This window comes from Streptomyces sp. NPDC088194 (genome assembly GCF_040702025.1).
GTDB lineage: Bacteria > Actinomycetota > Actinomycetes > Streptomycetales > Streptomycetaceae > Actinacidiphila.
Map to the genome: position 1 here is coordinate 82220 of NZ_JBFBIV010000007.1, position 15784 is coordinate 98003.

Annotated in this window: 19 protein-coding genes and 1 riboswitch; of the genes, 8 read left to right on the forward strand and 11 right to left on the reverse strand. The window is 73.1% G+C overall.

What is annotated here, in order from left to right; all coding sequences use genetic code 11:
• Positions 1-3: 3 nt before the first annotated feature.
• The 4 genes from AB0399_RS05510 to AB0399_RS05525 all read right to left on the reverse strand — a co-directional run bounded on the left by AB0399_RS05510 (position 4) and on the right by AB0399_RS05525 (position 2741).
• Positions 4-1743 carry an urease subunit alpha gene (locus AB0399_RS05510; RefSeq protein ID WP_329373058.1) on the reverse strand — a complete coding sequence of 580 codons (1740 nt, stop codon included), beginning with the start codon at positions 1741-1743 and terminating at the stop codon, positions 4-6.
• Positions 1736-2068 carry an urease subunit beta gene (locus AB0399_RS05515; RefSeq protein WP_329373056.1) on the reverse strand — a complete coding sequence of 111 codons (333 nt, stop codon included), beginning with the start codon at positions 2066-2068 and terminating at the stop codon, positions 1736-1738. Before AB0399_RS05515 ends, AB0399_RS05510 begins: the two co-directional genes overlap by 8 nt.
• Positions 2069-2080: 12 nt before the next feature.
• Positions 2081-2383, reverse strand: a complete 303-nt coding sequence (locus AB0399_RS05520; RefSeq protein ID WP_329373055.1) for an urease subunit gamma — start codon at positions 2381-2383, stop codon at positions 2081-2083.
• A gap of 67 nt (positions 2384-2450) precedes the next feature.
• A complete protein-coding gene (locus tag AB0399_RS05525) occupies positions 2451-2741 on the reverse strand; it encodes a type II toxin-antitoxin system Phd/YefM family antitoxin (protein WP_329373053.1) in 291 nt (96 codons plus the stop codon).
• A gap of 188 nt (positions 2742-2929) precedes the next feature.
• On the opposite strand from AB0399_RS05525, the gene AB0399_RS05530 reads away from it, so the two are divergent.
• The 3 genes from AB0399_RS05530 to AB0399_RS05540 all read left to right on the forward strand — a co-directional run bounded on the left by AB0399_RS05530 (position 2930) and on the right by AB0399_RS05540 (position 5102).
• Positions 2930-3595, forward strand: coding sequence for an ATP-dependent Clp protease proteolytic subunit (locus tag AB0399_RS05530; protein ID WP_366410376.1), 666 nt, complete (start codon positions 2930-2932; stop codon positions 3593-3595).
• 7 nt (positions 3596-3602) lie between these two features.
• On the forward strand, positions 3603-3938 hold the full coding sequence (locus tag AB0399_RS05535) for a hypothetical protein (protein WP_328459909.1): 336 nt from the start codon (positions 3603-3605) through the stop codon (positions 3936-3938).
• Between the two features lie 480 nt (positions 3939-4418).
• Positions 4419-4601: riboswitch (cyclic di-AMP (ydaO/yuaA leader) on the forward strand.
• A gap of 3 nt (positions 4602-4604) precedes the next feature.
• Positions 4605-5102, forward strand: a complete 498-nt coding sequence (locus AB0399_RS05540) for an NlpC/P60 family protein (protein ID WP_329373049.1) — start codon at positions 4605-4607, stop codon at positions 5100-5102.
• Positions 5103-5299: 197 nt separating this feature from the next.
• On the opposite strand, the gene AB0399_RS05545 is transcribed toward AB0399_RS05540, so the two are convergent.
• The 5 genes from AB0399_RS05545 to AB0399_RS05565 form a co-directional block, all read right to left on the reverse strand.
• The gene (locus AB0399_RS05545; protein ID WP_366410318.1) at positions 5300-5488 is read right to left on the reverse strand and encodes a hypothetical protein; all 189 of its coding nucleotides are present in this window, start codon (positions 5486-5488) and stop codon (positions 5300-5302) included.
• Positions 5489-5532: 44 nt separating this feature from the next.
• On the reverse strand, positions 5533-6705 hold the full coding sequence (locus tag AB0399_RS05550) for a permease (protein ID WP_329373046.1): 1173 nt from the start codon (positions 6703-6705) through the stop codon (positions 5533-5535).
• Between the two features lie 108 nt (positions 6706-6813).
• Entirely contained in the window at positions 6814-7746 is a 933-nt protein-coding gene (locus AB0399_RS05555) for a hypothetical protein (RefSeq protein WP_366410319.1), read from the reverse strand.
• 98 nt (positions 7747-7844) lie between these two features.
• Complete coding sequence (locus tag AB0399_RS05560) at positions 7845-8276, reverse strand: hypothetical protein (RefSeq protein WP_366410320.1); 432 nt, start codon at positions 8274-8276, stop codon at positions 7845-7847.
• 132 nt (positions 8277-8408) lie between these two features.
• The gene (locus tag AB0399_RS05565) at positions 8409-9077 is read right to left on the reverse strand and encodes an ADP-ribosyltransferase (RefSeq protein WP_366410321.1); all 669 of its coding nucleotides are present in this window, start codon (positions 9075-9077) and stop codon (positions 8409-8411) included.
• A 247-nt stretch (positions 9078-9324) separates the two neighbouring features.
• Here AB0399_RS05565 and AB0399_RS05570 point away from each other — a divergent pair, with 247 nt between their 5' ends.
• Positions 9325-10068 (forward strand): GNAT family N-acetyltransferase, encoded by a 744-nt coding sequence (locus AB0399_RS05570; protein ID WP_366410322.1) that lies wholly within the window; start codon positions 9325-9327, stop codon positions 10066-10068.
• A gap of 29 nt (positions 10069-10097) precedes the next feature.
• Here the strand turns inward: AB0399_RS05570 and AB0399_RS05575 are convergent, their stop codons facing one another.
• Positions 10098-10526: an ATP-binding protein gene (locus AB0399_RS05575; RefSeq protein ID WP_329373036.1), complete on the reverse strand. Its 429-nt coding sequence runs from the start codon at positions 10524-10526 to the stop codon at positions 10098-10100.
• A 265-nt stretch (positions 10527-10791) separates the two neighbouring features.
• On the opposite strand from AB0399_RS05575, the gene AB0399_RS05580 reads away from it, so the two are divergent.
• Entirely contained in the window at positions 10792-11646 is an 855-nt protein-coding gene (locus AB0399_RS05580; protein WP_329373034.1) for a helix-turn-helix transcriptional regulator, read from the forward strand.
• Positions 11643-11894 carry a DUF397 domain-containing protein gene (locus AB0399_RS05585; protein WP_328459929.1) on the forward strand — a complete coding sequence of 84 codons (252 nt, stop codon included), beginning with the start codon at positions 11643-11645 and terminating at the stop codon, positions 11892-11894. The genes AB0399_RS05580 and AB0399_RS05585 overlap by 4 nt, the downstream gene beginning before the upstream one ends.
• Here AB0399_RS05585 and AB0399_RS05590 read toward each other — a convergent pair.
• Complete coding sequence (locus AB0399_RS05590; protein WP_366410323.1) at positions 11866-13065, reverse strand: 8-amino-7-oxononanoate synthase; 1200 nt, start codon at positions 13063-13065, stop codon at positions 11866-11868. The two genes, AB0399_RS05585 and AB0399_RS05590, sit on opposite strands and share 29 nt — an antisense overlap.
• Positions 13066-13185: 120 nt before the next feature.
• Here AB0399_RS05590 and bioB point away from each other — a divergent pair, with 120 nt between their 5' ends.
• Both bioB and AB0399_RS05600 read left to right on the forward strand, forming a co-directional pair.
• The gene (gene bioB, locus AB0399_RS05595; RefSeq protein ID WP_366410324.1) at positions 13186-14430 is read left to right on the forward strand and encodes a biotin synthase BioB; all 1245 of its coding nucleotides are present in this window, start codon (positions 13186-13188) and stop codon (positions 14428-14430) included.
• Complete coding sequence (locus tag AB0399_RS05600; protein WP_366410325.1) at positions 14423-15727, forward strand: adenosylmethionine--8-amino-7-oxononanoate transaminase; 1305 nt, start codon at positions 14423-14425, stop codon at positions 15725-15727. The genes bioB and AB0399_RS05600 overlap by 8 nt, the downstream gene beginning before the upstream one ends.
• Positions 15728-15784 lie beyond the last annotated feature (57 nt).

A 15784-nucleotide genomic window follows, 5' to 3' on the forward strand; every position in this document is an offset into this window, starting at 1 on the left:
GCCTCAGAAGAGGAAGTACCGCTGGGCCATGGGAAGCTCGACGGCGGGCGCGGGTTCCACCGTCTCCCCGTCGATCCGCACCGTGAACGTGTCGGCGTCGACCTCGACCCGGGGCAGCGCGTCGTTCTCCCGGAGGTCGGCCTTGGTGACGGCGCGGGTGCCGCGGGTGGCGGTGAACGGCTTGGCTAGGCCGAGGCGTTCGGGCAGCGCGTCGTCGATGGCCGCCTGGGTGACGAAGTTGACGGAGTTCGCGGCGGGAGCGGCGCCGACGCCGCCGAACATCGGCCGGGGCAGCACGGGTTGCGGGGTGGGGATCGACGCGTTGGCGTCTCCCATCTGCGCGTAGGCGATCTGGCCGCCCTTGATGACCAGTTGCGGCTTGACCCCGAAGAACGCGGGCTGCCACAGCACCAGGTCGGCGAGCTTGCCCGCTTCCACCGAGCCGATCTCCGCGTCGAGGCCCTGGGCGATGGCGGGGTTGATCGTGTACTTGGCGACGTAGCGGCGCGCGCGGTGGTTGTCGGCGGGGCCGTCGCCGGGCAGGGCGCCGCGGCGGCGCTTCATCACGTGTGCGGTCTGCCAGGTGCGCGTCGCGATCTCGCCGATCCGGCCCATCGCCTGGGAGTCGGAGCTGATGATGCTGATGGCGCCGAGGTCGTGCAGCACGTCCTCGGCGGCGATCGTGGAGGGTCGGATGCGGGACTCGGCGAACGCGAGGTCCTCCGGGACGGCCGGGTTGAGGTGGTGGCAGACCATCAGCATGTCGAGGTGCTCCTCGACGGTGTTGACGGTGTGCGGGCGGGTCGGGTTGGTGGAGGACGGCAGCACGTGCGGCTGCGAGACGACGGTGATGATGTCGGGTGCGTGCCCGCCGCCCGCGCCCTCCGTGTGGTAGGCGTGCACGCCGCGTCCCGCGATCGCGGCGAGGGTGTCCTCGACGAACCCCGCTTCGTTCAACGTGTCGGTGTGGATGGCGAGTTGGGCGCCGCTGCGCTCGCACACGCGCAGGCACGCGTCGATCGCGGCCGGCGTCGCGCCCCAGTCCTCGTGGATCTTGAAGCCGACCGCGCCGTCCCGCAACTGCTGGTGCATGGCCGGCTGGTTGACGGTGTTGCCCTTGCCGAGCAGCCCGATGTTGACCGGGTACGCCTCCAGAGCGGCGAACATCCGGGCCAGGTGCCAGCCGCCGGGGGTGATGGTGGTCGCCTTGGTGCCCTCGGCCGGGCCGGTGCCGCCCCCGACGAGGGTGGTGACGCCGGAGGCGAGTGCCTGGTCGATCAGGGTCGGCGAGATGAAGTGGACGTGCGCGTCGATGGTTCCGGCGGTCAGGATGGCGCCGTTGCCCGCGATGATCTCGGTGTCGGGGCCGATGACCAGGTCGGGGTGGACCCCGTCCATCGTCTCCGGGTTGCCCGCCTTGCCGAGCGCGGTGATCCGGCCGCCGCGGATGCCGACGTCCGCCTTGACCACGCCCCAGTGGTCCAGCACGACGGCGCCGGTGATCACGGTGTCGGGGGCGCCCTCGGCGCGGGTGGCACGGCCCTGGCCCATCGACTCGCGGATGACCTTGCCGCCGCCGAAGACCGCCTCGTCGCCCGCGGTGCCGGGGTGGTCGGATGTGCCGGGCCCGCCCGCGAGGTCGCGTTCGACCTCGATCAGGAGGTCGGTGTCGGCGAGGCGGATACGGTCGCCGGCAGTGGGTCCGTAGAGGTCGGCGTATACGGCCCGGGACAGTTCAGGCACCGGCGGCTCCGCTCTGCTCGTCCAAGGGCCCGGCGGTCTCGCCGCGCAGTCCGGCCACGACGCGCTGCCCGGCGACGGGCACCAGTTCGACCTCGACCGGGATGCCCGGCTCGAACCGGACGGCGGTGCCCGCCGCGATGTTCAGCCGCAGGCCGCGAGCGGCGGCGCGGTCGAAGCGCAGCGCCGGGTTGGCCTCGGCGAAGTGGTAGTGGGAGCCGACCTGTACCGGCCGGTCGGCGGCGTTGAGCACGGTGAGCCGGGTGACCGGGCGGCCGACGTTGAGCGGCACGGCTCCGGCAGCGGTCAGGATCTCTCCGGGGATCACGGGCGCCGCCCCTCAGACGATCGGCTGGTGGACGGTGACGAGCTTGGTGCCGTCGGGGAAGGTGGCCTCGACCTGCACCTCGGGGATCATCTCGGCGATGCCGTCCATGACGTCCGCCCGGCTGAGCACGGTCCGCCCGGACGCCATCAGCTCGGCCACCCGCCGCCCGTCGCGGGCGCCTTCGAGGATGTGCGCGGTGATCAGCGCGACCGCCTCGGGGTGGTTGAGCCGCAGCCCGCGGGCGCGCCTTCGCTCGGCCACGTCGGCGGCCACATGGATCAGCAGCCGCTCCTGCTCATGGGGGGTCAACCGCACAGCCGCACCTCACAGTCTCCGGGCCCGTGAGGCTAGTTCGGCGCGGTTTCGAACGCGTTAACAGCTGTTACGGGCGGCGGTCGCCCGGCTGGGGGCCGCGGTGCTCGGCGGCGATGCCGAACCGGTGGCGTTCGCCCGTGGCGGACGCGCGGCCGCCCAGCGTGGAGACCGTACTGATCACCTGCTCCTCGGCCTGCTCGTCGAGTTCCCGCAGTCGTTGCAGGTCAGCGGCGGAGACCAGGCCGACCAGGGGCTTGCCGTGCCGGGTCAGCACCACCTGCTCGCCGCCGTAGACCACGCGGTTGATCAGTTCGGCGAGCTGCGCGCGGGCTTGTGTCACCGGGACGTCATGGGTCATGCTCCCCATCATAACGAGATGTACGTCCTGTACATTTTGACCTGACGGATTGATGCCGCGACCGATGTCCGCGTCGGCCCCCGCCCCCGCTCCCACCCCGGAACCGGCGGCCGAGCCGGCGGGCGCCGACGCGGCACCGACGGAGGTGTGCGATGACCGACCACCCGACGCCCGCGACCCCGAGCTTCATGACGCCACTGGCGTCCGCCTCTCCCCTGGCACCCACGGCCCGTTACGTGCTGCCCGAGTTCACCGAGCGCAGCAGCAACGGCGTCCGCACGATGGACCCGTACTCCAAGCTGCTCCAGGAGCGCATCGTCTTCCTGGGCACGCAGGTCGACGACACCTCGGCCAACGACGTGATGGCCCAACTCATCCATCTGGAGAGCGCCTCGCCCGACCAGGACATCAACCTCTACATCAACTCCCCCGGCGGCTCCTTCTCGTCGATGACCGCCATCTACGACACGATGCAGTTCGTCACCTGCGACGTGGCGACGGTCTGCATCGGGCAGGCCGCGTCGGCGGCCGCGGTGCTGCTGGCGGCGGGCGCACCGGGCAAGCGGATGATCACACCGGGGGCCCGCATCCTCATCCACCAGCCCTCGCTCGGCGACGTGGTGCGGGGCGACACCTCGGACCTGGAGATCCAGGCCAACGAAATGCTGCGCACCCGCGACCAGTTGGAGGCCCTGCTGGTGCGGCACACCGGTCAGCCGGCCGAGCGGGTCTCCGCCGACCTCGAACGCGACACGATCTTCGACGCGAATGCGGCGGTCGCGTACGGGCTGGCCGACGCGCTGACCACCAGCCGCAAGGGCGGCAACGGTTCGCGCGGCACCGGCCCGCGGTGAGCCCGGCGTGGCGCCCGAACTCCCGCCGCTGCCCGCCCTCACGCGCTCCGAGGGCGAACTCATCGACTGCTACCTGGAACTGGTCGACCTGCTCGGCCGGATCAACCCCTCCCGCACCACTGACACCTACTCGGCGCTCCGGGCCGCGCAGGCACTCGTCAGCCGGGCGTTGGCGATGCGGGACGCGCTCACGGTGATGCACCTGCGCGGCGAGACGGACCTGCACCACGCCACCCTCGGCCGCGCCCTGCGGGTACTGGACGGGGAGCGGCGGGCCGCGCGGGTCGCAGTGGCGCCCGAGCCGGCGGCGGACCCGGGTGGCAGCGGCGGCCCGTCGGCGTAGACCGCGGCAGCGCGCTGTCGGCGGCGCGTGGTCGGCATCGCACCGTCGGCGGCGGGTGGTCGGGCCGTACCGTCGGCGGCGCCACGGAGGCGGCAGCACCGCGGAGGCGCGGTCGCGCGCACCCGGCCGAACCCGCCCGCCGTCACCGCGTGTCACCGTTTTCCGCGACACGACCGCCGGTCTCATCAGCCCATTGGCGTATCGGAAGTTCTCGTGGCAAACGGGTGCGCGATTGCGCGTGTCGGCTGGACTGCGACTTCGCCGGTACCGGTCGGCGCAGTTCAGGGGGTACGGCGGGGGTACGCGAGCGGCTCGCGGGGGTGGCGGTTCACCCGGCTGGATGCAATGTGATGAAGGTCACATCGCGCGTTTCTGTCCCGGCGCCGCCCCGTCGTGTGCGTAACCATCCGTGGTGACGACAAGCCCCCGCCGCCGTGGCGGGGCGGTCCGTGCGGATGCCCAGTCCTGCCGACGCGCGGATGCCAGGTCGACACGAGTGCAACGGCAGGAGCGGAGGACCCAGCACGACGGGTCGCTCCGGCACCCACCGGTCTCCGGCGGGCGCCGGAGCACCCTTGGGGTGAAGCCGCTTGCATGCGGCCGGGCATCTTCGCCAGCCCGAACCCGACAGGTCATCCTTCGCAGGCTGATGACGAAGGGTCGCGCATGTGCACGCCCAACCGCATCTGCTTTCGGCCGGCCACTTCCCGGCTCTCGCGGCTCGGAGCCGCCTCTCTGCTCACCGCAGCGGCCGTCGCCGTCCCGATCCTGCTGCCGGGCAACGCCCAGCGGGCCGACGCCGCCACCATGGCCGCCAGGGCGCTGAGCATCGCCGCGTCGAAGAAGGGCTCGCCCTACCAGTGGGGGGCCACCGGGCCGTACCGCTTCGACTGCTCGGGGCTGACGCTGTACTCGTTCAAGCAGGCGGGCGAGCAACTGCCGCGCACCGCCGCCGCCCAGTACAACCGCACCACGCACATCTCGGCGGGTTCCCGCCGGGCGGGCGACCTGGTCTTCTTCCACAGCGGCTCGTCCGGCGCCTCGGTCTACCACGTGGGGATCTACGCGGGCGACGGCAACATCTGGCACGCGCCGAAGACCGGCAGCACGGTCCGGCTCGAACACATCTGGACCAGCGGCGTCTGGTACGGACGGGTGAACTGACGCCGCCCGGCGGCCGGGCACTCGACCGCACGCGCACCGCGCCCCCGACGGTCGACGCGGGCCGGGCCCCGGGCACCCTCCACGGCGGCGCGAGGCTCCGTCCGAGCCCAGGTCCGCGCTCAGGTCCGCGCTCAGGCCAGAACCACGCGCCCGCCCCTGCCCGCCGCGCGCCTAAGGCTCCACCCGCTGACGCCTCGTCACATCGCCGTGGCCCGGCCCCACTCGCGGGACACCCGCCAGGCCGGCGTCGCTCCCCCGGCCACGGCCACGGCCACGGCGAGGAGGGCCGCAATGCCGGTGAGGGTACGGCCGGTGTCGCCGACGGCGGCGTGCCGCGGGCAGTCGGCCCCCCAGTAGCCCGGCGAGGCGGGGCCGGACGCGCGCACCCACCCGGGCAGGGTGCCCGGACCCGCTCTGAGCGCCTTCCCCGTCACCCGTGCCCGGCGTGATCCGCGTGCTCGGCGTCATCGGCGTCGGGGGCGCCGCCCATCATGCGGAGCATCCCGGCGCCGCCGGTCCGGAAGAAGCGCACCAGGAGGGCGGCGGCCAGGACGAGGAAGGCGATGTTGAGGAAGGAGGTGTAGTTCCATCTGACGCCCTGCGTGGGGATCTTCGCGTCGGCCTGGTCGGGGATCAGGCCGAGGCCGCCGAAGAGGAGTTCGACGACGTATCCCGCGACGGCCATGGCGAGGTAGAAGGTGCCGAGGATGAACAGGGCCATGCGTGCGCCGTAGTACTTCCGGTAGATGTTCAGGATCGGCAGGATCAGCAGGTCGGCGAAGATGAACGCGACCACCCCGCCGAAGCTGATGCCGCCCTTCCACAGCACCACCGCCAACGGCACGTTGCCGATGGAGCAGACGAACGACGCGACCGCGACGAGCGGCCCGATCAGCGGTCCCCACAGCTTGGACGCCAGCGGGTGGCCGGAGAAGAAGAAGGCCCGCCAGAAGGAGTCCGGCACCCAGGCCGCGATCGCGCCGGCGATGAGCAGCCCCACGACCAGGTCGCGCAGGATCGCCGCCCATTCCATGACGAACACGTGGGCGGTGGCGGTGACCCCCTCGCGGGACAGCAGCCGGCGGGCGAACGAGCCCTCCGTCCGTACGGACATGTCCATCGCGGCGTGGCCCTCCATCGACCCGGCCACGCCGCGCTCGGCCTGCTCGCGGGCCTGGCGCAGCAGCCGGTCGCGCAGGAACAGCCGGAACAGCACGGCGAGCAGGATGATCATGACGGGGCCGCCGATGAACTCGGCCAGCGTGAACTGCCAGCCCATCAGCAGCGCGAGGATCACGCCGAGTTCGACGACGAGGTTGGTGGAGGCGATCTCGAAGGCCATCGCGGCGGTGAAGTCGGCGCCCTTGCGGAACAGCGAGCGCGCCAGCGCCACCGCCGCGTAGGAGCAGGACGAGGAGGCGACTCCCAGGCCGGTGGCGACGGCGAGGGTGCGGGGGCGGTCGTCGCCGAGCAGCGCGACCACCGTGGACTTGCGGATGATCGCCTGGACGACGGCGGACAGGGCGAAGCCCAGGATCAGTGCCCAGGTGATCTCCCACGTCATGGAGCCCGTGATGGACAGCGCGTGCAGTACGGCGTGCATGGACGAAACCTTCCCTGCCGGGTGCTCCTTGGAGGGCGGGCCGGTGCGAGGTCGCGGGGCGGCCCGGAGGCGCGGGTGGGGGCCGCCACCCGGGCGGCCCCCACCGGTTCAGCCGACGTCGAGCGTCAGTGCGGCGGTGTGCAGGGTGCCGGCGGTCCGGAACTGCAGGAAGAGCCGCCAGTCGCCGGCCGAGGGAAGTTCCGCGTGGAAGGAGAGCTGCGGCCCGCCGTGGTCACCGTCCACCCGCGCGGTCGGGTGCAGGTGCGCGAACGCGCCGTCGCCCTGGTGGAAGGCGGTCAGGTGGGCGTACGAGTCCAGATACGGCTGCAGGTCGGTGACGGGCTTGCCCGCCTTGGTGATCGTGACGGTGAGCGGGTGCTCCATCCCGGCCATCAACCCGCCGGCGACGCCGACGGTGTAGCCGTCCACCCGTACCGACGGCGCGGGCGCGGGCAGCGCCGCCATGGTGGCCGGCCCCGGCACGGCGACAGTGCGGGACAGGACGAACGCCGTGCCCTTGCCCGGGCCGCTGCCGGGCGTGAAGGACGCGAACATCCGCCAGGCGCCGGGCTTCAACTCGGCCAGGTCCGCGGTCCACGTCCCGTCGGCCGCCATGACCGGATGGAGGTGCTGGAAGCCCGTCAGGTCCGAGCGGACGGTGTAGAAGTGCAGGCGCTTGGTCTGGTCGACCGCGAAGTCGGTGACCGGCCTGCCGTCGGGCCCGGTGACCGTGAACCGGTAGGCGCCCGGCCGGCCCGCCGGGAGCGTCCTGGTCGCGCTGGTCAGCTGGTAGCCGTCCATGGCGGCGGACAGGCCGTCGCCGCCGGCCATGTGGTCCATGCCGGGCATGGTCGGGCCGTCGTGGGCGGAACCGACGGACGAGGGCGTCGCGGCAGCCGTGGACGGGGCCGTCGATCCGGCCGGGGCCGAGGCGGCGTCGCCGGAGGAGCCGCACCCGGCGAGCGCCAGCGCGAGTACGGCGGCCGCGCCGGCCGCGAAGAGGGCGCGGTGGTGTGCGAAGGGACGGAGGAAGGAGGACATCGGGAGGTTCTTTCCGGAGGGGCGCGCCACGACGGGCGCGCGGAGCGAGCAGGACGCGTCGCCGGAACCGGCACAACCGCCGTTCCGGCACGGCCTGCTCAGGTCCGCGCGACGCCCACCCGAAGCAGCAGGTCGCGCCCGCCCGTCGGCGGCCCGCGCCGCCACCTGCGGCCGACCGGTGCGGCACGACCGACCAACACCGGTACGGCGGCCACCGTGCCAACGGCCGCGGAAGCGTTCACCGGCAGCGGGCCGCGCGCGCGGGCCGGGGTGGACACGCACTTCTCCCCGTGTGCCGCGACCGGCGCCGCCGCCCGCGCGCCGTGGTCGACGGCACCGCCGGAGCGCGGCGCCGTCGCGGGTCCGCGAACCGCCATCGGCCCGCCATCATCCGCGTGCATGGCGGCAAGCGACGTCACGTCACCGTGGCACCCTTCGGCGGCGGTTGACGGGGCGCCGTGCATGAGGAACAGGCCGGCCAGAACGGCGCAGGCCAGCAGGAGACGGGCGATATCCCGCCGTCCGGCCACCCCCACGCCTGCCATCACCCGTTCCCTTCCCGCTCGACGTCCTGCGCCACGCAGCCGCCGGACCACCCGGCCGCCGCGCCGCGGCCACCCCGACCGTATACCCACACGGGGTATACGGCGCGGGCGCCCCGGTCAGTTCGCCGGGAGGAGCTCCGGGCCCTGGGGCTCGGGGGCCGGGACGAGACGCCAGGGGGTGTAGAAGGGGTTGCGCACGCAGCCGGAGAGGACCTCGCTCTTGGTCGCCTTGTCCACCGGGCAGGCACCGACGACGAAGCGGCGGTCGATGCCGCCGGCGAAGGCCACTTCGTGCTGGCCGGCCCACTTGTGGGTGTCACCGATCGTGGCGTTGACGTCGATCCCGCCGGGTGCGTCGATGTAGTAGTTGTACGCGGACTTCCACTGCTTGTAGAGGTCGTGGTCGTAGCTGGTGCTGACGTACGGCGACGGCTGGTTGACCTCGACGTAGGCGGCCAGGTCGTACTGCCCGTCCTGCGGGGCCTTCGGCTGGAAGCCCTCGTGGAAGACCACGGCCGGCGCCCGCCCGTCCGCGCGGTACAGCTCGCCGCAGGTGCGGCGGTAGCTCGGCGGGTCGGGGACGATGCGGTGGACGTCGACGCTGCGGTCGGCGGCGGCGAAGAGCGGGTCGTGGACGACGGGGCAGAAGTCCGCGGCGGCCGCGGGCGCTTCGGGAGCCCGGGTCGGAGCCGCCGTCGCCGCACCGGAGGACGTCTGGGTGGCGAGAACGGCGGTGAGGGTCAGCGCGCCGGCCGCGGCGAGCGACCGGACTCGGTTCATGATCATGGACGTAGCGTGCCGGTCACGGAAGCCGGGACCGCTGAACGTCACCCGATCGTAGGCGCGTCCGCACGTCGGCGAACCCGTACCGGTGCTGTTTCAGAACGGAGTTGACGTGAAGTCAGCTCGGCATTGACGCCCCGGCGCCTCGCCGCGCGGGAGCGGTCCCCGCCGGGGACCTGCCAGGGACCTGCCAGGACCTGCCCGGGGACCTGCCGGGGACCGCTCCCCCGCCGGGGGCGAGAATGCGGGGATGGCCCGCCCCACCGAACTCGCCCGCCTGCTCGCCGATGTCGCGCGCGGCGCCTTCCCGCCGCCCGACGGCACCGTCGCGTTCGTGCCGCAGCCGTCGCTCCGGGATGCCGGGGTGATCGCGTTCACCGCGCACAGCGTGGTGTTCGCGGACGTGGACGCCGAGCCGGACGACCGGGAGGACCCCGGGGTTGCCCTGCGGGAACTGCTGCCGGCCGGTGACCTGTCCGCGCCGCTCAACCCGCCGTTCCTGAGCGCGCTCACGGCCCGCACCGGCCGCCAGGTCAACAACATCGACGTCCTCGCCGTGGCGGGTCCGCTGCCGGGGCCGCCGCCCGGCCCCGCGCTCGTGGAGACCAACGACCGCTCGCACCCCCGGATCGTGCGCGCGCTGCGGCACCGTGACGGCGTGCGCGCCTGGACCGTCCCCGGCGCGACGCTGCTGCTGGGCCGCGGTGTGGCCGGCCGCTGGGAGGCGGCCGTGGAGGTCGAACCCCGGGCCCGCGGCAGGGGTCTCGGGCGGTCGCTGGCCGTGGCCGCGCGCCATCTGGTGCCGGACGGCGCCCCGGTGTGGGCGCAGATCGCCCCGGGCAACGCGGCGAGCCTGCGCGCCTTCCTGGCCGCGGGTTTCACCCCGGTCGGCGCCGAGGCCCTGCTGCTGCCGGCCCCGGACCCGCTGCCGCCGAACCCGTACCCACACCCGTACCCGCAGGCCCCGCCGGCCGCGGACCGGAACGGCGCGTGAGGCGCGCGCCGACGGCCCGGGGCGGCTGGTCAGAGCACGGGGATCGCCCAGGGGATCATGATCCAGACCGTCTTGCCGCCGTCACAGGTCGGGATGATCCGCAGCGTGCCGCCGGACTCGGCGACGAGGTGGCGGACGATCGCCATGCCGCGCCCGTTGTCCTGCTGGACGGCGCCGGGCAGGCGCTGCGGCCAGCGCGGGTGCGAATCGGTGACGCCGATGTGCAAGTGCTCGCTGTGCTCCAAACGGATGTCCACGGTGAAGTTGGGTGACAGGCCGGAGGTGTGCAGCACCGCGTTGGTGGCGAGTTCGGAGACGACCAGACGTACGGAGTCCAGGGTCGGCGCGTCGGGCGGCAGCCCCCACTCGGCGAGCCGTGCGCACACGTAGGCCCGCGCCGCGGACACCGCTACGGGGTCACTCGGCAGGGTGACGGATGCTTCCTGAAGGTCAGCCATGGTGACGCTGTTCCCTTTCTCGCCGGGTCCGGACGCCGGCGCGCACGGAGGAGTCCGTACGTGCCGGGTCCGGATGCGGCTGATTCGCGCCAGAGTGTCATCCATCGTGCCGCCATTAGGACCGGAGAGCGCGCTATGCATATATCTGTCGCTCAAAACGGTGAACTCTGCTACGTGAGAACGCATTTGGTCGGCACACTGTCGTATCGCAGTGTTCGCGACGGACGACGACTGCACCACTTCAGCCCAGGAGGCACGAAACATCATGGAACGAGTCCCGGCCGTACGCCGGCGCCGGCTCGGCGAGGAGCTGCGCCGGCTGCGCGATCTGGCCGGACTGACCAGCGGGGAAGCGGCCCGGCTGGCCGGCTGGCACCAGTCGAAGGTCAGCCGGATCGAGACCGGCCGCAGCAGCGTGCGCCCCGAGGACGTGGAGGTGCTGCTGAGCGTGTACGCGGTACGCGACGGCGACCTGCGCGACCTGCTGGCGACGCTCGCCGGCCGCGGCTACCAGCGCGGCTGGTGGCACGACTTCCGCGACGTGCTGCCGCCGGAGTACCGCGACTTCATCACCCTGGAGACAGGCGCCAGCCGGGCCCGCTCGATGGAGAACAGCGTGGTGCCCGGACTGCTCCAGACCCCGGCGTACGCCCGCGCGCTGACCCGCGACGTGATGCCGCAACTCACCGAGCGCGAGGTGGACGCGCTCGTTGACGTCCGGATAGCCAGGCAGGCGGTCCTGCGCCAGGACCGGCCACTGGAGCTGTGGGCGGTGCTCGACGAGTCGGTGCTGCGGCGGTGGGTGGGCGGCCCGGAGGTGATGGCCGAGCAACTGCTGCGGCTGCGCGAGGCGATGGAGCTGCCCCAGGTGCGTCTGCAAGTGCTCCCGTTCGCGGCCGGCGGACACCAAGGAGTGACGAATTCTTTCGTCATCTTCTCATTTCCGCGCATTGCCGATCTCGACGTGGTGGTTGTCGACCATTTGACGAGTAGTCTCTACGTCGATCGGAAAGAGGACATCGCGGCGTACGGAGCAGCGTTCGCCCGATTGAGTGGCCGCGCTCTTCACCGGGAGGAGTCGGCTGAAATGATCAACAGCATTCGTAAGGAGGTTTCATGACAACGCTGCCCCGTTTTATTTCCTCCAGCGAGACGCTCGGCGGCGCTAGTTGGCGGCGCAGCAGTCACAGCACCGCGGCGAACAACTGCGTGGAGGCCGCCAGGCTCCCCTCGGGTCTGACCGCGGTCCGTGACTCCAAGGACGTACGCGGGCCCGCGCTGCTCTTCGCCCCGCAGGCGTGGAGCGACTTCGTCCGGGATCTGGCCGACGGCGGGCCGCTCAGCGCGGTGGAGCGGCCCGGGCGATGACGTCGACCGCGCGGTGGACCTGAGGGCCGGTCAGGTCACACCGCGCGGTCAGCCGCAGCCGGGAGACCCCGTCCGGCACGGACGGCGGGCGGAAGCAGCCGACCGCCAGGCCCTCCTCCCGGCAGCGCGCGGCCCAGGCGAGGGCGTCGTCGGGCGAGGGCGCGCGCACGGACACCACGCACGCGTCGGGCGCGGTGGCGTCCAGGCCGCGCCCGGTCAGCAACCGGTGGAAGTCCCGGGCCACCTGGCGGGCGCGGGCGGCCCGGTCCGGCTCGCGTCGCAGCAGCCGCAGCGCGGCCAGCGCGGCGCCCGCGGCGGCGGGGGCCAGTCCGGTGTCGAAGATGAAGGTGCGGGCGGCGTTGACGAGGTGCTCGATCACGGCGGCCGGCCCGAGCACCACCCCGCCCTGGGCACCGAAGGACTTCGAGAGGGTGGCGGTGCACACCACGTCGGGCGATCCGGCCAGCCCGGCGGCGTGGGCGCTGCCCCGGCCGCCGTCACCCATGACGCCCAGGCCGTGCGCGTCGTCGAGCAGCAGCGCCGCGCCGTACGCGCGGCAGGCGGCGGCCAGTTCGGGCAGCGGCGCCGCGTCGCCGTCGACGGAGAAGACCGCGTCGCTGACGACGAACGCGTTCCCGCCCGCGCCGCCGGCGGGCGGCTCGCCGCTGTCGCGCGCGCCGAGCGCCTTGCGGACCGCTTCGGGGTCGGCGTGGCGGACCACCTCGGTCCTGGCCTTGGACAGCCGGCAGCCGTCGATCAGGGAGGCGTGGTTGGCCGCGTCGGAGACCAGCAGGGTGCCGGGGCCGGTGAGCGCGGTGATGGCGGCGAGGTTGGCGGCGTAGCCGGAGGCGAAGACCAGGGCGGCCTCGAACCCGGTGAACGCGGCGAGCTCCGCCTCGAGTTCGGCGTGCAGCGCGGTGCTGCCGGTGACCAGCCGGGAGCCGGTGGAGCCGGCGCCCCAGCGCAGGCAGGCGTCGGCGCCGGCCCGGACCACCTCCGGGTGCCGGGTCAGGCCGAGGTAGTCGTTGCCGGCCAGGTCCAGCAGCGGCGAGTCGGCCGCCCGGGGCCGCAGTTCGCGGCGCAGGCCGGCGGCCCGCCGCACCCGGTCCTGGGCGGTGAGCCATCCGAAGGGGCCGTCGGCGCGTCCGTGCTGCTGAGAAGTGCTGTCCACGCCAGCAACGTACTGGGTGAGCGGCCCGATACCGGGTGTGGTGATGCACACATACCCGGCCGCTGATGTTGTGCGGTGCGCCATTGGCCGGGCCCGCCGCCGTACGCGAGGATTGCGGGCATGGATCTGCTGACGGCACTGGTGGGCAAGGGTCTGCGGCGCGAGCCGCCGACGCGGGACGAGGCGCTGGCGGTGCTCGCGACCTCCGACGACGAACTGCTGGACGTGGTGGCCGCGGCGGGCCGGGTGCGCCGGCAGTGGTTCGGTCGCCGGGTCAAGCTCAACTACCTGGTGAACCTCAAGTCCGGTCTCTGCCCGGAGGACTGCTCGTACTGCTCGCAGCGGCTCGGCTCGCAGGCCGACATCCTCAAGTACACCTGGCTGAAGCCGGACGAGGCGGTCGCGGCGGCCACGGCGGGGGTGTCCGGGGGCGCGAAGCGGGTGTGCCTGGTGGCCAGCGGGCGCGGGCCGACCGACCGGGACGTGGACCGGGTCTCGAAGACCATCGAGGCGATCAAGGACGGCAACGAGGGCGTGGAGGTCTGCGCCTGCCTCGGGCTGCTCTCCGGCGACCAGGCGGAGCGGCTGCGGGCCGCGGGCGCGGACGCGTACAACCACAACCTCAACACGTCCGAGGGCACCTACGCGGACATCACCACGACGCACACCTACGCCGACCGGGTGGACACGGTGCGGCAGGCGCAGGCGGCGGGGCTGTCGGCGTGTTCGGGGCTGATCGCGGGGATGGGCGAGAGCGACGCGGACCTGGTGGACGTGGTGTTCTCGCTGCGGGCGCTGGACCCGGACTCGGTGCCGGTCAACTTCCTGATCCCGTTCGAGGGCACCCCGCTGGCCAAGGAGTGGAACCTCACCCCGCAGCGGTGCCTGCGGATTCTGGCGATGGTGCGGTTCGTCTGCCCGGACGTGGAGGTACGGCTGGCCGGCGGGCGCGAGGTGCACCTGCGCAGCATGCAGCCGCTCGCGCTGCACCTGGTCAACTCGATCTTCCTCGGCGACTACCTGACGAGCGAGGGGCAGGCCGGGCAGACCGACCTCGACATGATCGCGGACGCCGGCTTCGAGGTGGAGGGCGCCGACACCACCACGCTGCCCGCGCACCGGCGGTCCGACGAGGCGCGCACGGCGGCCGGTTCGGGCTGCGGGTCCCACGACACGGCGTGCGGATCGTGCGAGCACGGCGAGCCGGCTACGGCTACGGCTACGGCTACGGCTACGGCTACGGCTACGGCTACGGCTACGGGCCAGCCTGCCGGCACGGCGTCGGGTTCGGGCACGGGTCCCCGTACGGACCTGGTCGCCGTGCGCCGGCGAGGCGCGGGGACGGACCTGCCGCCCAATGCCTGAACCGCTGCCGGTGGACGTGCTGCTGGACCTGGACCGGCGGCACGTCTGGCACCCTTACGGCCCGATGCCCGGCCGCCAGGAACCCCTGGTGGTGGAGTCTGCCTCGGGCGTACGACTGCGGCTCGCCGCGCCCGCTCAGGGCAGGACCGAGCTCGTGGACGGCATGTCGTCCTGGTGGTCGGCGATCCACGGCTACCGGCACCCGGTGCTCGACGAGGCCGCCCACGCCCAACTGGACCGGATGAGCCACGTCATGTTCGGCGGGCTCACCCACGAGCCTGCGGTGCGGCTGGCCGCGCGGCTGGTCGAGATCACTCCGGAGCCGTTGCGGCACGTCTTCCTCGCGGACTCCGGCTCGGTGTCGGTCGAGGTGGCGCTCAAGATGTGCCTGCAGTACTGGCGTTCGCTGGGGCGGCCGGGCAAGCGGCGGCTGCTCACCTGGCGCGGCGGGTACCACGGCGACACCTGGCAGCCGATGTCGGTATGTGACCCGGATGGCGGTATGCACCATCTATGGTCCGGTGTGCTACAGGAGCAGGTCTTCGCGGACGCGCCGCCGCCCGGGTTCGACGCGGAGCCGTCGGCCGCGTACGCCACCCACCTGCGCGAGCTGATCGGGCGTCACGCCGACGAGCTGGCCGCGGTCGTGGTGGAACCCGTCGTCCAGGGCGCGGGCGGGATGGCGTTCCACTCCCCCGCGTACCTGCGGGTGCTGCGGGAGGCGTGCGACGAGTACGACGTCCTGCTCGTCCTCGACGAGATCGCCACCGGGTTCGGCCGCACCGGACGGCTGTTCGCGGCCGAGCACGCGGGGATCGCGCCCGACGTGATGTGCGTCGGCAAGGCGCTCACCGGGGGGTACGTCTCCCTCGCCGCGGCCCTGTGCACCTCCCGGGTGGCCGAGGGGATCTCGCGCGGCGAGGTGCCCGTGCTCGCGCACGGCCCCACGTTCATGGGGAACCCGTTCGCCGCGGCCGTGGCGAACGCGTCGCTGGACGTCCTGCTCACCCAGGACTGGGCGACCGAGGTCAAACGGATCGAGGCCGGGCTGCGGGAAGGGCTCGCGCCCGCCGCAGAGCTGCCCGGAGTGCGCGATGTCCGCGTGCTCGGCGCGATCGGGGTGGTCCAGCTCGACCACCCCGTCGACATCGACGCGGCCACCCGCGCCGCGGTCGGCTCGGGTGTATGGCTGCGGCCCTTCCGCGACCTCGTCTACGCGATGCCCCCTTACGTCACCGGGGACGAGGACGTCGCCCGGATCAGTGCGGCCATCGTCGCGGCGTCCGCCGCCGGCTGAACCCGGGGCACCCCGGCCGCCCGGGGTGCCCCCGCGCCGGCCTCCCGCAGGGAGCGG

What these genes read in the sequence shown, in the direction of transcription:
- AB0399_RS05525 (WP_329373053.1), bottom strand. Translation starts at nt 2,741, where the DNA reads ATGACCCATGACGTCCCGGTGACACAAGCCCGCGCGCAGCTCGCCGAA.
- AB0399_RS05530 (WP_366410376.1), top strand. Translation starts at nt 2,930, where the DNA reads ATGACGCCACTGGCGTCCGCCTCTCCCCTGGCACCCACGGCCCGTTAC.
- AB0399_RS05540 (WP_329373049.1), top strand. Translation starts at nt 4,605, where the DNA reads ATGTGCACGCCCAACCGCATCTGCTTTCGGCCGGCCACTTCCCGGCTC.
- AB0399_RS05550 (WP_329373046.1), bottom strand. Translation starts at nt 6,705, where the DNA reads ATGCACGCCGTACTGCACGCGCTGTCCATCACGGGCTCCATGACGTGG.
- AB0399_RS05555 (WP_366410319.1), bottom strand. Translation starts at nt 7,746, where the DNA reads ATGTCCTCCTTCCTCCGTCCCTTCGCACACCACCGCGCCCTCTTCGCG.
- AB0399_RS05565 (WP_366410321.1), bottom strand. Translation starts at nt 9,077, where the DNA reads ATGATCATGAACCGAGTCCGGTCGCTCGCCGCGGCCGGCGCGCTGACC.
- AB0399_RS05570 (WP_366410322.1), top strand. Translation starts at nt 9,325, where the DNA reads ATGGCCCGCCCCACCGAACTCGCCCGCCTGCTCGCCGATGTCGCGCGC.
- AB0399_RS05575 (WP_329373036.1), bottom strand. Translation starts at nt 10,526, where the DNA reads ATGGCTGACCTTCAGGAAGCATCCGTCACCCTGCCGAGTGACCCCGTA.
- AB0399_RS05580 (WP_329373034.1), top strand. Translation starts at nt 10,792, where the DNA reads ATGGAACGAGTCCCGGCCGTACGCCGGCGCCGGCTCGGCGAGGAGCTG.
- AB0399_RS05585 (WP_328459929.1), top strand. Translation starts at nt 11,643, where the DNA reads ATGACAACGCTGCCCCGTTTTATTTCCTCCAGCGAGACGCTCGGCGGC.
- bioB (WP_366410324.1), top strand. Translation starts at nt 13,186, where the DNA reads ATGGATCTGCTGACGGCACTGGTGGGCAAGGGTCTGCGGCGCGAGCCG.
- AB0399_RS05600 (WP_366410325.1), top strand. Translation starts at nt 14,423, where the DNA reads ATGCCTGAACCGCTGCCGGTGGACGTGCTGCTGGACCTGGACCGGCGG.